At 52.7% G+C, this 14,076-nt stretch carries 15 protein-coding genes and 1 tRNA gene; 9 read left to right on the plus strand and 7 right to left on the minus strand.

The window, feature by feature from the left end; all coding sequences use genetic code 11:
- Positions 1-2: 2 nt before the first annotated feature.
- The 4 genes from tusB to DOQ08_RS04660 form a co-directional block, all read right to left on the minus strand.
- On the minus strand, positions 3-296 hold the full coding sequence (tusB, locus tag DOQ08_RS04645; RefSeq protein WP_114333703.1) for a sulfurtransferase complex subunit TusB: 294 nt from the start codon (positions 294-296) through the stop codon (positions 3-5).
- A gap of 12 nt (positions 297-308) precedes the next feature.
- Positions 309-659: a DsrE family protein gene (locus tag DOQ08_RS04650; protein ID WP_114333704.1), complete on the minus strand. Its 351-nt coding sequence runs from the start codon at positions 657-659 to the stop codon at positions 309-311.
- A 1-nt stretch (position 660) separates the two neighbouring features.
- Positions 661-1,071 carry a sulfurtransferase complex subunit TusD gene (gene tusD / locus DOQ08_RS04655; RefSeq protein ID WP_114333705.1) on the minus strand — a complete coding sequence of 137 codons (411 nt, stop codon included), beginning with the start codon at positions 1,069-1,071 and terminating at the stop codon, positions 661-663.
- A gap of 103 nt (positions 1,072-1,174) precedes the next feature.
- Positions 1,175-1,894: a Bax inhibitor-1/YccA family protein gene (locus tag DOQ08_RS04660; RefSeq protein ID WP_114333706.1), complete on the minus strand. Its 720-nt coding sequence runs from the start codon at positions 1,892-1,894 to the stop codon at positions 1,175-1,177.
- Between the two features lie 290 nt (positions 1,895-2,184).
- Here DOQ08_RS04660 and DOQ08_RS04665 point away from each other — a divergent pair.
- Positions 2,185-2,275, plus strand: a tRNA-Ser gene (locus tag DOQ08_RS04665).
- 122 nt (positions 2,276-2,397) lie between these two features.
- Here DOQ08_RS04665 and glpD read toward each other — a convergent pair.
- Positions 2,398-3,885 carry a glycerol-3-phosphate dehydrogenase gene (glpD, locus tag DOQ08_RS04670; protein ID WP_114333707.1) on the minus strand — a complete coding sequence of 496 codons (1,488 nt, stop codon included), beginning with the start codon at positions 3,883-3,885 and terminating at the stop codon, positions 2,398-2,400.
- A 135-nt stretch (positions 3,886-4,020) separates the two neighbouring features.
- Entirely contained in the window at positions 4,021-4,779 is a 759-nt protein-coding gene (locus DOQ08_RS04675) for a DeoR/GlpR family transcriptional regulator (protein WP_114333708.1), read from the minus strand.
- Between the two features lie 213 nt (positions 4,780-4,992).
- On the opposite strand from DOQ08_RS04675, the gene glpK reads away from it, so the two are divergent.
- The 8 genes from glpK to DOQ08_RS04715 all read left to right on the plus strand — a co-directional run bounded on the left by glpK (position 4,993) and on the right by DOQ08_RS04715 (position 12,927).
- Positions 4,993-6,465, plus strand: a complete 1,473-nt coding sequence (gene glpK, locus DOQ08_RS04680) for a glycerol kinase GlpK (protein WP_114333709.1) — start codon at positions 4,993-4,995, stop codon at positions 6,463-6,465.
- A 91-nt stretch (positions 6,466-6,556) separates the two neighbouring features.
- Positions 6,557-7,651: an ABC transporter ATP-binding protein gene (locus DOQ08_RS04685; protein ID WP_114333710.1), complete on the plus strand. Its 1,095-nt coding sequence runs from the start codon at positions 6,557-6,559 to the stop codon at positions 7,649-7,651.
- Positions 7,651-8,751, plus strand: a complete 1,101-nt coding sequence (locus DOQ08_RS04690; protein ID WP_114333711.1) for an ABC transporter ATP-binding protein — start codon at positions 7,651-7,653, stop codon at positions 8,749-8,751. Before DOQ08_RS04685 ends, DOQ08_RS04690 begins: the two co-directional genes overlap by 1 nt.
- Positions 8,751-9,617 carry a carbohydrate ABC transporter permease gene (locus tag DOQ08_RS04695; protein ID WP_114333712.1) on the plus strand — a complete coding sequence of 289 codons (867 nt, stop codon included), beginning with the start codon at positions 8,751-8,753 and terminating at the stop codon, positions 9,615-9,617. The genes DOQ08_RS04690 and DOQ08_RS04695 overlap by 1 nt, the downstream gene beginning before the upstream one ends.
- Before the next feature lie 10 nt (positions 9,618-9,627).
- Positions 9,628-10,434 (plus strand): carbohydrate ABC transporter permease, encoded by an 807-nt coding sequence (locus DOQ08_RS04700; RefSeq protein ID WP_114333713.1) that lies wholly within the window; start codon positions 9,628-9,630, stop codon positions 10,432-10,434.
- An 11-nt stretch (positions 10,435-10,445) separates the two neighbouring features.
- Positions 10,446-10,721, plus strand: coding sequence for a DUF2160 domain-containing protein (locus DOQ08_RS04705; protein ID WP_114333714.1), 276 nt, complete (start codon positions 10,446-10,448; stop codon positions 10,719-10,721).
- Between the two features lie 99 nt (positions 10,722-10,820).
- Positions 10,821-12,569 (plus strand): ABC transporter substrate-binding protein, encoded by a 1,749-nt coding sequence (locus DOQ08_RS04710; protein ID WP_114333715.1) that lies wholly within the window; start codon positions 10,821-10,823, stop codon positions 12,567-12,569.
- A gap of 136 nt (positions 12,570-12,705) precedes the next feature.
- The gene (locus DOQ08_RS04715; RefSeq protein WP_114333716.1) at positions 12,706-12,927 is read left to right on the plus strand and encodes a hypothetical protein; all 222 of its coding nucleotides are present in this window, start codon (positions 12,706-12,708) and stop codon (positions 12,925-12,927) included.
- 26 nt (positions 12,928-12,953) lie between these two features.
- On the opposite strand, the gene hemH is transcribed toward DOQ08_RS04715, so the two are convergent.
- The gene (gene hemH, locus DOQ08_RS04720) at positions 12,954-14,066 is read right to left on the minus strand and encodes a ferrochelatase (protein ID WP_114333717.1); all 1,113 of its coding nucleotides are present in this window, start codon (positions 14,064-14,066) and stop codon (positions 12,954-12,956) included.
- Positions 14,067-14,076: the final 10 nt, after the last annotated feature.

Raw genomic sequence — 14,076 nt, forward strand, 5'->3', positions numbered from 1 at the left:
GTTTACCAACTGATTATCTTTTCGTGATTTGCCGTTAGCTGTACCAGCCGATCGTAATCGATCGTTTTGATGTCTCCACATGAGCGCTCGAGTGCTCTGGCTTTGATGTCTGCTGCAAGAGCAAAGACTTGGCAGGGGAACTCCGGCTGGGCAATGGCAGCAGCAAATACACCGTTTTCGATCAATACCAGGGTGTCCTCCTGAGCCAGCACCTGCATGCAGGTGGTGTACCTTGGGTGCTCAGGAGATTTGTTCAAAATATGAAGTGTAGGGTGGCTCGATGCGTTGCCGGTCATAATGTCTGCTCTTTAGCCTGCGAAGACCACTTGGTTGTGGCTGCTTAATAGGTCTTGAATGTTATCTGACAACTCTACGCCGGACAGCATTTCCGCTTCATCCAGTCCGTAGTGCTGGCAAGCGCGCTTGTCGGCCACTAAGACTTCTATTCCGAACAGGGGAGCAGCAGACAGGTTTTTTTCTGCAGACTTCTGGCCCACGCTGGCGGGCTGCTGACCTTTGCGGAGCCAGTTAACACCTGCGCCCGTGAACAGCATAGCTGCAGGCTGGTCGAACGCGGCCAGCGAAAAGGCCATATCCAGCGCTTCACGCCCGGCCCAGGAGCCGTAGGGTGCTTGGTCGATCACAATGAGCGTGGTCACATCAGTTTCCCCCGTGGAAGTAGAGGGCCTTGTTGGAGGTCAGGTTGCCTTCTACCCATTCTCCCAGGCCGGCAATCACGAACGGCGAGCGAAGATTGTTGGCGGTAAGTTCATAGCGAGCCTGTTCCGTTTCGTCCACAAGGCCTCGGCGCAAGGCAGAGGCAATGCAGGCCGCAGCGGGTATCCCATGTTCCGTGAGGAAGCCTGCCCACTCATGGGGCCAGTGAATTTCATCGGAGGGGGGAGAGCTCAGGTTGGACGCGAGGTGCACGCCCTCACCGTACAGGAATACGCGGTCGATTCTGTGCCCGGCCGAGAGGGCTGCTCTCGCGAACATCAAGGCGGTTTGGGGTGCCTGGGTAGTCCACGGGGCGCCTGTGATAACCAGCGTATAAGTAAGCGAATTCGGCATGGGTCAGAGTTCTGGTAGTCGATAGATGCAGGTTATGAGTGTACCTAAAGCAGAAACCCCGGCAAAGCGCCGGGGTTTCTTGAGGCTAATTCAGTTTTCTGAATCAGTCTTCGCCAGTGAAGGCGCCAATCAGGTGCAACAAGCTGACGAACAGGTTGTAAATGTTCAGGTACAGCCCGGTTGTTGCCATGATGTAGTTGGTTTCACCGCCATTCACGATACGGCTGGTATCGTAAAGGATGAAGCCAGACATCAGGAATACGATCGCTGCGCTCATCGCCAGGCTAAATGCAGTTACCTGAACGCCAAACAAGCTGGCGACAAAGGCACCAAGCATGCCAACGATAACCACCATCATGCCTGCCACCAGCATGCCACGCATGAAGCTGAAGTCTTTTTTGGTGGTCAGCACGTAGCCTGACAGCCCAAGGAACACCACCGCGGTGCCGCCCAGTGCCTGCATAACGATCTGGCTGCCGTTAGCAAACTGCAGGTAGTGCATCAGGATCGGGCCCAGAGATAAGCCGAGCAGTCCTGTGAAGGCGAAAACGACACCGATACCGGCCGCGCTATTGGCTGTGCGTGGCAGAACTAGCCATACCAGTGCCAGTGCACCCAAGCTGCAAACGAGGCTTACGCCCTGGCTCAGGCCAATGCTCATGGAAACACCCGCCATGACAGCACTGAATAGCAGTGTCATTGCCAGCAGGGTGTAGGTGTTACGTAGAACCTTGGTGGCTTCCGGGCTGATGGCGCCGGTCGCGCTGCCGCGAGCGACTTGGATGCCACCCTGGCTTTGAACGTTGTATTGCCTGTTATCCATTCTCGTCTCCGAATTTATCAAACGGCGGGGAGGGGTGGGCGATTACGCCTTTCCGCTTCCCTCTAACCTGAACTCCATAATAAGGTTGTATACGCAACTTTCAATCATTTGTGACAATAAACAGGGGGAAGAAGTTCATTACACTTCGTCCACCTGCTTTGTGCTGGTGAAAGGATGATCAATCAGAAGAGAGTCTACGAGAATTTTAGAAATTTCGATACAAACCGTTGACAGCATAGGCGATTCCGGTATCATGCACACCGCTGTCGAGATGACGGCAAGAAAGATGCGGTGGGCTGGCAGAGCGGCTGAATGCAGCGGTCTTGAAAACCGCCGAAGGTTAATAGCCTTCCCGGGGTTCGAATCCCTGGCCCACCGCCATTTCTTCTTTCTTATCAGTAAGTTCCCGGCTTTTCTCTTGATTCTTCTGCTTTTCGAAACACCGTCTGGGCTCAGGTATAGCCACAGGGCGTTGTGGTATCCGCCCTGTAGCAAGCACTTAGTTATTGGTTTTCCAGATACGCATCAAGCGCTTCAACTTCACCTGCCTTGGCATAAAGCCCTTGCTTGGTGCGGCGCCATAAGATGTCTTCAGAGGTTATTGCCCATTCGTCTTGCACCAAATAGTTCACTTCCCGTTCATAGAGGGTGCCGAGGAAGTGTTGGCCCAGGTCTTCAATCGACGTGCAGTTGTTTAGAATTTTGCGGGATAGTGTGCCGTACGTTCGCACGTAACGGCGCACAAGTGCATCAGGGAGCCAGGGGTACTCTTGCTTGAGCGACGCTTCCAGGTTGCTCTGGTTGTCGAAATCACCGCCGGGCAGGATGGCGGTCTTCGTCCAGCGCTTACCGGCACCCTTAAAGTAGTTGCAAAGCCTATCGGTAGCTGCTTCGGCCAGCTTGCGGTAGGTGGTTATTTTGCCACCAAATACCGAGATCAGAGGTGCCTGGCCCTTTTCGTCATTCACCTCGAAGGCATAGTCCCGCGAAGCCTTTTGGGCGTTCTCTTCTTCGTCATCCATTAACGGGCGCACACCGGAATACGACCAAATCACGTCTGATGGCTGTAGTTGCCTTTTGAAGTGATCATTGACGATATCCAGTAAGTAGTTGGTTTCTTCCGGTGAAATTTTTGCTTTCGACGGGTCGCCTTCGTATTCAACGTCGGTGGTGCCGACGAGTGAGAAGTTATCTTCGTAGGGGATCACGAAAACAATACGCGCATCTTCGTTTTGCAGAATGTAGGCTTCGTCTTCCTGATTCAGTCGTGGCACCACAATGTGACTGCCTTTCACCATGCGAATCATCTTGGGGGCTTTCATGGCGAGCGCCTCACCGAACAAAGAGCTAACCCAAGGACCGGAGGCATTTACAATCGCTTTTGCGGTGACGGTCTGTTCGTTATTTGTGAGGGTATCCTGAAGCGTAATCTGCCACTCGTTGGCTCCGCGCTTCGCGTTTACGCATTTGGTGCGAGTCATAATGGTCGCGCCGGCCTGTTTCGCTTTTGTGGCCGCCAGAACAACCAGTCGGGCATCGTCAACCCATCCGTCTGAATACTCAAAGCCACGCGTCATTTCAGGTTTGAGCGGGCCGGAGTCATTAAAGCGGATCGAGCGAGAACCGGGAAGCATTTCGCGCTTGGCCAAATGGTCATACAGAAACAGCCCTGTTCGGATCATCCAGGCCGGACGGAGGTGCGAGCGGTGGGGCAGGCGAAATCGCATGGGGTGCATGATGTGCGGGGAATTGCGCAGTAACGACTCCCGTTCAGCCAGCGCTTTCTGTACCAGTCGGAATTCGTAGTGCTCCAGATAGCGCAGCCCGCCGTGGATCAGTTTGCTGCTGTTAGAAGACGTGGCAGAGGCCAGGTCATTCATTTCGCATAGCAGAACTTTTAAGCCTCGGCCTGCGGCATCCATTGCGATGCCTGTGCCATTAATGCCGCCGCCCACGACAACGACATCATAATGGGGGTGTTCTGCTGACATGTCTGATGCTCTCCCGACGCCATAGTATATTCGTTTGGTTATTATGCGAAAGTATTAGATGTTCGTAAAGGAAAATAAGAAAACAAACGAACGTCAAGGGCGAGAGATGTTTTCGAAATAGAAAATAGGTCTGCGTCAGACCAAATGCAGCGTAACGTTGTGCTCTTTCAGCATTTTCGCAATTTCTACGGGTGGTTTTTCGTCAGTAAACACGTGATCTGCTTGAGTGATACTGCCTAGCCGTACCATGGCGTTTCGGCCGAACTTGGAATGGTCTGCTGCGAGAAGGGTTTGGCTCGAATTCGCTATGATGGCCTGAGCAACACGAACTTCGCGATAGTCGAAGTCAAGAAGCGATCCGTCGTTGTGAATGCCGCTGATCCCGATAACGCCGAAGTCCATCTTGAATTGGTTAATGAAGTCGCGGGTCGCCTCACCAACAATTCCGCCATCACGACTCCGAACTTCGCCGCCGGCGATGATGACGCGGAAATCTTCTTTAGCTGAAAGGATAGACGCTACGTGAAGATTGTTGGTGACCACCTGCAACCCTTTTTTCGTCAGGAGTGCTTTGGCTATGGTTTCAGTGGTCGTGCCGATATTGATGAATAATGAGGAATTATCCGGAATGAGCTTTACCATCGCTTCCGCAATCCGCTCTTTGGCCTCAAGGTCCATAATCTTTCGGGCTTGGTAAGAGGTATTTTCGATGCTCGAGTCTATGCCAGCTCCACCGTGATGGCGGCGTAATTTTTTATGTTTGGCCAGTTCATTCAAGTCCCGGCGTATGGTCTGCGGCGTAACCTGAAACTGTTCGACCAATTGATCGGTCGTGACGAAACCGTTCTCCTGGATCAATTCCAGGATGAGTTCCTGTCGGTGCCGCTGTGCCATTCAATCTCCTCCGAAACTGGCTGTTTTCTGTTCGATTTTGCGTGAAAACGAACATTTTCGGAAAGTTTAGTTGTTTTAAGGGTTTTCTGCAGCTTCCCCGGTGGGTTGGATGTCAAATTGACTGCTATATATGGGGGGTGAGGCAAAATTCTTGGTATTTCTTTTTCAAAAAAGCAAAAATGCGACCAAAAATGAAGCCGAGGCCGATAACACATGAGTCAGTATCTACTTTCCATTGATCAAGGAACCACCAGCTCCCGGGCCATTCTGTTTGATCTCGAAGGCAATATACACGCTGTTCGACAAGAGGAATTTCCTCAGCATTTTCCCGACAGTGGCTGGGTTGAGCACAATCCGGAGGATCTTTGGTCAACGGTTCAGCGAACCTGCGATGCCGTGATGGCTGAAGAATTTGGTACAGATGACGAAGTGCTTGGCGTGGGCATCACCAATCAGCGTGAAACCACCATTATCTGGGATCGAAAAACCGGTAAACCCGTTTACAACGCCATTGTTTGGCAAGACAGGCGAACGGCGGATTACTGTAAATCCCTCAAGCTGAGCAGCCATGAACCATGGGTACATGGAAAAACCGGCCTTTTGATCGACCCCTATTTCTCGGCTACGAAGATTCGCTGGATTCTCGAGAACGTTTCCGGGGCGAGGGAGCGCGCGGAGCGGGGAGAGTTGGCTTTCGGCACGGTCGATAGCTTTATTCTTTGGCGGCTCACGGGTGGCCGGGTACATCGAACCGATGCTACCAATGCCAGCCGAACGCTGCTGTTTAACATCCACTCGCAGCAGTGGGATGAAGATCTTTTGGAGTTTTTCGACATCCCCGCATCTTTGTTGCCAGAGGTGATGGATTCATCCGATGACTTTGGCGAAATCACGGAGGGTGGGGCGCTTAATGGATCCTCTGTGTACGGTATCGCCGGTGATCAGCAAGCCGCTTTATTCGGGCAGACCTGTTTTGAAGTGGGTATGGCAAAAAGCACCTACGGCACGGGCTGCTTTTTGATGCTTAACACCGGTGATAAGGCGCTGCGTTCAGAACACCGCTTGCTTACCACCGTGGCCTATCGTTTAGACGGTAAAACAACCTATGCGTTGGAAGGCAGTATTTTTATTGCCGGCGCCGCGATCCAGTGGTTGCGGGATGGCCTGCAACTGATCAATAACGCCTGCGATACAGAACCATTGGCTCAAGGAACGCCTGTTGACCACGGTGTGTATCTGGTGCCTGCGTTTACGGGCCTTGGTGCTCCATACTGGGATCCTGACGCGCGAGGGGCTATCTTTGGGTTAACGCGAGATACCGGAATCAAAGAAATTGTGACCGCCGGGCTGCAATCTGTGTGTTACCAGACCAAAGATTTGCAGAAGGCGATGGAAAAGGACGGTATTCGTCCGACCACACTGCGGGTGGACGGAGGAATGGTTGCCAACAGTTGGGTACTGCAGTTCCTGGCTGACATTCTGGGGGCCACCGTAGACCGCCCGTCACTGGTCGAGACCACCGCTTTGGGGGTGGCATATCTGGCTGGGCTGAAAGCCGGTGTGTACCAATCTCTGGATGAATTGTCGGATTTGTGGCGTTGTGATCGTAGGTTTGAGCCCATGATGACGAAAGAGCATCGCGATCGATTGTACGAGGGCTGGATTAATGCTGTGCAAAAGCTATAGGCAGGTGAGGGCTTATTTAACTTAAGCCCTCACCGCTGCTTGCACCAAACAGTGCCCGGACACGTTTTCACAAAAACAACAAGGAAGACACATGTCCTTAACGCTCGAGAACCTTTCCCGAATTGTCGATGGTGTCGATTACATTCGGGACGCCAACCTGACGTTTGAGGCTGGCTCGTTCAATGTACTGCTGGGCCGGACGCTCGCAGGTAAAACCTCGTTGATGCGTCTGATGGCGGGGCTGGATAAGCCGACAGGAGGCCGGTTGATCTATAACGGCGAAGATGTCACCGGCCAAAGTGTTCAACGCCGCAATATTTCGATGATCTATCAACAGTTCATCAATTACCCGAACCTTTCAGTGTACGAAAACATCGCCTCGCCCCTGCGTTTGGCGAAAATGCCGGAATCGGAAATCGACCGGCGAGTGAAAGAAACCGCAGCCATGCTGCAAATCGAACCGCTTTTGAAGCGGTTTCCTCTGGAACTCTCTGGTGGTCAGCAGCAACGCACCGCCATGGCACGTGCCTTGGTGAAAGATGCCACTTTAGTGTTGTTCGACGAACCCCTTGTGAACCTCGACTACAAACTTCGGGAGGAGCTGAGGGCCGAGCTTCGGGATCTGTTCCGGGAACGCCAGTGTATTGCGGTTTACGCCACAACCGAGGCGAACGAAGCCTTGGCTTTAGGGGGAACAACCACACTGCTTCACGAAGGTCATGTGGTGCAAAGCGGCCCCGTGATGGACGTGTATCGCAAGCCGGTGAGCACACTGGCAGCCCAGCTGTTCAGCGAACCGCCGATGAACCTGGTACGTGGCCGTGTTTTCGATACGGAACTTTCGTTTGGTGAAGACACCCGCCATGCACTGACGCAGGAACTGGCCAACCTCAAACCGGGCGATTACTGGTTCGGCATCCGTCCGAGCCATATCGCTTTGGCGCCCGCCAACGATGACGATCTTGAAATTCCCGTGGAAGTGGCGCTGAGCGAAATCAGTGGCTCTGAAACCTTCATGCATGTTGAAAGCCGTCATTTCGACATGGTGACTCAGTCGATGGGTGTGCACCAATACCACACAGGTGCCCCGATCAAGGTGTACCTGCCGATGAACAAATTGTTTGTGTTCGACACCCACGAACAACTGGTGCACACGCCGTCGCTGGCCTCGGGGAGGGAAGTGTAATGGCAGAGATTCACCTGAAGTCACTCGCCCACAGCTACAGCAAATCGCCCTCAGGCCCAGAAGATTACGCGATTCGGCAGCTCGACCATGTCTGGCACAAAGGTGGTGCTTATGCGCTTCTCGGACCGTCCGGATGTGGCAAGAGCACGATGCTGAACATCATCTCGGGGTTGGTGCAGCCATCGGAAGGTGAGGTGCTGTTTGATGGCAAACGCGTCAATGCACTTTCGCCAAGGGACCGCAACATCGCCCAGGTATTCCAGTTTCCGGTAATTTATGACTCGATGACGGTTTACCAAAACCTCGCGTTTCCGTTGAAGAACAATAAGGTCCCATCGGCACGTATCAAGGAGCGCGTGCAGGAGATTGCCGAAGTTCTGGAGATAGAGGACAAGCTGCACAAAAAAGCCAAGAACCTGACCGCCGACGAAAAGCAAAAGGTCTCAATGGGGCGAGGGCTGGTGCGAGAAGATGTGTCCGCCATTTTGTTCGATGAACCACTCACGGTGATTGATCCTCAGCTTAAATGGAAGTTGCGTCGCAAACTCAAGCAAATCCATGAGCAATTCGATATCACCATGGTCTACGTGACCCACGATCAATTGGAAGCCTCAACTTTTGCCGACAAGATAGCGGTCATGTATGACGGCCAGATTGTACAGTTCGGCACCCCGACCGAATTGTTCGAACAACCCAATCACACCTTTGTTGGCTACTTTATTGGCAGCCCCGGCATGAATCTCATCGATGTAGAGCGGAGTGCTACGGGGGTTCGTTTCGGGTCAACCGAGATTACTTTGTCGCCTTGGCAGGTAGAGCAATTGGCGCGCCTTAACTCAACCAATATCAAGATTGGTATTCGACCTGAATTCATAAGGTTAGAGATGAAACCTCTCGATGATTCTTATGAAGTCGAGGTTATGGATATGGAAGATCTTGGTACGTACAAGATCGTCGATGTAGGGCTTGAGGCGCAGACACTCAAGGTACGAGTGGATGAGGACTTCCAGGTCGCAATTGGCAGTCGCCTCCACCTTTCAATGCCGTCTCAGTGGACGATGCTGTACGTCGACGAATTCCTGATACAGGAGCAATCGTGATGGATAAGATTCCAAACAATCGAGCCTGGTGGTTGGTGCTGCCGGTGTTTTTGTTGGTGGCGTTTTCGGCACTCATCCCGCTGATGACCGTAGTTAACTATTCAGTGCAGGATATCTTCGGGCCGGGGCAAGCGTATTTTGTCGGTACAGAATGGTTCAAAGAAGTGCTCACTGACGAACGTTTGCAAGATTCTTTGCTGCGTCAGTTTTTGTTTTCCGGTGCGGTATTGTTGATCCAGATACCTTTGGGCATCAGCGTTGCGCTGATGATGCCAAAGTCGGGTATCAAAGGCTCCCTGTGCTTGATCTTGGTCGCCATACCGCTGCTGATTCCCTGGAACGTGGTTGGTACGATCTGGCAGATCTTTGCTCGGGGCGATATTGGTTTATTTGGCTGGGGCATTAACCAGTTAGGCATTGATTATAACTACACCGGTAGCACCGTCGATGCGTGGCTAACGGTCCTGTTGATGGATGTCTGGCATTGGACGCCTTTGGTTGCGTTGCTCTGTTATTCCGGCCTGCGCGCGATTCCGGAAGCCTTTTATCAAGCGGCGGAGATAGACCGGGCATCCAAGTGGGCGGTATTCCGTTATATCCAGCTGCCAAGACTCAAAAGCGTGCTGATTATCGCTGTTCTGCTGCGCTTCATGGACAGCTTCATGATCTATACCGAGCCGTTTGTGCTGACCGGAGGTGGCCCGGGCAGTTCGACTACCTTTCTGAGCCAAACCCTGACGACCATGGCGATAGGGCAGTTTGATCTGGGGCGAGCGGCGGCTTTCTCCCTGATATATTTCCTGATCGTTCTGCTGATTTCATGGTTGTTCTTCACCGCAATCACTCACGCCGACAAAGAACAATAAGGAGAGTGTGATGAAGCAAGCCCGCTCGAAAAATGTCGCGATAACTGTGTTTATTGCCTTGCTCCTGATGCCTGTTTATTGGCTGTTGAACATGTCGTTCAAAACCAATCAGGAAATCCTTGGGGGGCTGACCATGTGGCCAGAGAATTTCACCCTGGATAATTACGTGGTGATTTTCACCGACCCAAGTTGGTACAACGGCTATCTCAATTCCATGGCCTACGTAACGATCAACGTTATTATCACTTTGCTGGTAGCATTACCCGCGGCTTATGCGTTCAGTCGGTATAAATTTCTGGGTGACAAACACCTGTTCTTCTGGCTACTCAGTAACCGCATGGCACCACCGGCGGTGTTTTTGCTGCCGTTCTTCCAGCTGTACTCATCCATAGGCTTGTTCGATACCCACATTGCCGTTGCGTTGGCTCACTGCCTGTTCAATGTGCCTCTGGCAGTTTGGATTCTTGAAGGGTTTATGAAAGGGGTGCCCCGCGAATACGACGAAATGGCCTACATCGACGGATACAGCTTTCCGCGGTTTTTCATAAAGGTGTTTCTGCCGATGATTCGCTCCGGTATCGGTGTAACCGCGTTTTTTGCGTTTATGTTCTCGTGGGTTGAGCTGCTGTTGGCAAGAACGCTCACTTCTGTGGATGCCCAGCCCATCGGGGCCATCATGACCCGCACCATCGGGGCCAGCGGTATTGATTGGGGTGTCCTGGCGGCAGCCGGAGTGTTGACTATTATTCCCGGCTTGTTGGTGATCTGGTTTGTTCGTAACCATGTCGCGAAAGGCTTCGCGCTCGGGCGCGTTTAAGGAGAAAACGTATGATTGCGTGGATGAACTGGACGCCCAGTGTGGCCATTTTCTTTGCGGTGATTGCGGCCTTACTGGCGGTTATGACCGTATTCGAAATTATTTCACCGTGTACGGAACGCAAAGGCTTTCTACCCATTGAAACGACTCGCGGGGACCGCCTCTTCATTGGTTTGTTGTCGGCAGCCTACATTCATCTCGCCTTTCTGGCGGTCAGTAATATCAGTTTATGGGTCGCCTTGGGTGTTTCGGTGCTTTGGTTGTTAGTGCTGCTCCGATGGGGCTAAGAGCGGGGCGATCCAATTTGTAAAGGGTTCGTTTGCGAACTAGCTTGTAAGCAGTGTTTGAAAACGCTCTGTCAATAAAAACAGTCAATGAGGTCGGATATGTCCAAGAATAAAAAACATCCCGGGGCCCTGATACTAAGTGCGGCCATCGCCGCAGCGACGATGGGCCTTAGCCTGCAAGCCTACGCGGATCAATACTCAGACGCCGCTGAAAAGTGGGTATCGAACGAGTTCAAACGATCGACCCTGACCAAAGAGCAGCAGTTGGAGGAGATGGCCTGGTTCACCAACGCTGCGAAAGATTTCCGCGGTATGGAAATCAACGTGGTGTCTGAAACCATTGCAACCCATGAATACGAATCCAACGTTTTAGCCAAAGCGTTCACTGAAATCACCGGCATCAAACTCAACCACACGTTGATTCAGGAAGGCGACGTTATCGAAAAACTGCAGACCCAAATGCAGTCCGGCCGGAATATTTACGATGGTTATGTAAACGACTCTGACTTGATCGGTACCCACGTCCGCTACGGCAAGGTGGTCGCGGTTGAAGACATCATGAAGGGCGAAGGCAAAGATCTGACCCTGCCAACGCTCGATCTTGATGACTTTATCGGGCTCGATTTCACCACCGGGCCAGATGGCAAGCTGTACCAGCTGCCCAGTCAGCAATTTGCCAACTTGTATTGGTTTCGCGCGGACTGGTTCGAAAGGGAAGACCTGAAAAAGCAATTTAAAGACCGCTATGGCTACGAGCTGGGTGTTCCCATCAACTGGTCTGCGTATGAAGACATTGCCGAGTTCTTCACCGTTCACGTAAAGGAAATCGACGGCAAGAAAGTTTATGGTCACATGGACTACGGCAAGAAAGACCCGTCTCTCGGTTGGCGCTTTACCGATGCCTGGTTCTCTATGGCTGGTGCTGGCGACAAAGGGCTTCCAAACGGGTTGCCGGTAGACGAGTGGGGCATTCGTGTTGAGGGTTGCCACCCGGTCGGATCGAACGTGTCACGCGGAGGTGCCACCAACGGGCCAGCGGCCGTTTACGCAACCACCAAATACGTAGATTGGATGGAGAAATACGCGCCACCGGAAGCAACCGGTATGACGTTCTCCGAATCCGGCCCTGTTCCGGCTCAAGGTAATATTGCCCAGCAGGTTTTCTGGTACACCGCCTTCACAGCGAGCATGATTGAAGATGGCTTGCCGGTGGTGAATGAAGATGGCACGCCGAAATGGCGCATGGCACCTTCGCCTCGCGGCCCATACTGGGAAGAAGGCATGAAACTGGGTTATCAGGACGTGGGATCATGGACATTCCTGAATTCGACGCCTGAGAAACGCCGTTTGGCTGCCTGGCTTTACGCCCAGTTCACGGTTGCCAAGTCCGTGTCGCTGGAGAAAACCATTGCTGGACTTACGCCCATTCGTGACTCGGACATCAACTCGGACTACATGACCGAGTTGGCCCCGAAACTCGGTGGGTTAGTCGAATTCTACCGCAGCCCGGCTCGTGTCCAGTGGACGCCGACCGGCACCAACGTTCCGGACTATCCGAAACTGGCGCAACTCTGGTGGCAGTACATTGCTCAGGCAGCCAGTGGCGAAGCGACGCCTCAGGAAGCCCTGAATGGCCTTGCCGATGCACAGGACCGTGTGATGGAGCGTTTGGAACGGGCTAATGTTATGCCTAACTGTGGCCCCAAGCTGAACAAACCTCGCGATCCTCAGTACTGGTTGGATCAGCCTGGCGCACCAAAGCCGAAGTTGGCGAACGAAAAAGTACCGGGTAAGACGGTGCCTTATAAAGAACTGCTGAAAACCTGGGAAGACGCTCGTGAGAGCTAACTTCTGAACGAATCTGCCCGCCGGTTTTGTATAAGGCGGGCAGATGCTTCTCCCTTCAAGCCCGGTCCGTCTATCCTCGTATTGTCTTCGCTTCTCGGTTTTATCACCATAAGTGAGAACTGAACGGAGGTGCTCCATGACGCACGTTGACAAGATTTCTGAGCAGGACAAGCGCAAAGATCGTCGTTTTTCAGTATCAGCCAATCGTGGCAATGCGAGCCACCGTATTCGCTACGTAGAATCGGGCGGTGCGGCGGTTGATACGGAGGAATGCACGTTCTGCCAGGCCTTGCCTGACACGGAACGCAAAGGCGAAGTAGCGAAGGCTGAAGTTACCAAAAGCCATCACCCTGATTAAGAGTGATGGCCCTCGGCGGAGCAAGATCAGATGTCGTTTCGGCCAGGGAAGGTGGCCTGTTTCCGCGCTTCTGCCAGTTTCGCTCGAGCTTCCAGTTGCTCGCCATCGTTGGTGGGTACGGCCCAGCCTTGGATGTTTTCTTCAATAAGCTGCACAAGTGCATTGATGTGCCCCGGTGAGGCATTCAGGCAGGGGATGTAAGCAAACTCTTTACCGCCAGCTTCCATAAAGTACTCTCGATTTTCCTCATCGATTTCCTCAACGGTTTCCAAACAATCGGAAGAAAAGCCCGGACAGAAAACGTCTATGGACTTAACGCCGGTTGCAGGCAAAGATTTCAGCGTTTCATCGGTATAGGGTTTAAGCCATTCCTCACGGCCAAAACGGGATTGGAATGTGGTGAGGTACTCGTCCTTTTTTAACCCCAGTCGTTCTGCGAGCAAACGCGAGGTTTTATGGCACTCGCAGTGATACGGATCGCCATTCAGCAGGTATTTAAGCGGTATCCCGTGATAAGAAAGAATCAGCTTTTGCTTACGCCCGTGTTCGGCCCAATGCGCTTCGATATGCTGAGCCATCGCTTCGATATAGGCAGGAAAGTCATGATAATGGGATACAAAACGGAAGTCTGGAAGCCAGCGACGCCCCATGAAGTCCTTGGAAATTGCATCGAAGGTGGAGGCGGATGTTGACGCAGAATATTGCGGATAAAGGGGAAGGACCAGCAGTTTGGTCACCCCTTGTTGCTGCATCTCATCCAGTACTCGGGGAATGGACGGGTTGCCGTAGCGCATGGCAAAGCCCACTACAACATTGCTCCCGTATTTGGCCTGCAGTGCCTCCCTGATACCCTCTGCTTGTTTGGCGGTGTGCACCAGTAATGGCGACCCTTCCGGCGACCAAACGCCCGCATAGGCTTTTGCGCTGCGTCTTGGGCGAATGCGCAGGATGACCCCATGCAGTATCAGCCACCAGAGTGGGCGAGGTACTTCCACAACGCGCGGGTCCCATAAAAATTCAGCCAGATACTTTCTTAACGCTGAGGGTGTGGGGGCGTCAGGTGTGCCCAGATTAGTGACAAGAACACCCAGGCGTTCCGCCTGGTTATGGCTGAAATTTTCAGTCCCTTTGTATGGCATTGAAACTTTC

Source organism: Marinobacter litoralis (assembly GCF_003336705.1).
Lineage (GTDB): Bacteria > Pseudomonadota > Gammaproteobacteria > Pseudomonadales > Oleiphilaceae > Marinobacter > Marinobacter litoralis.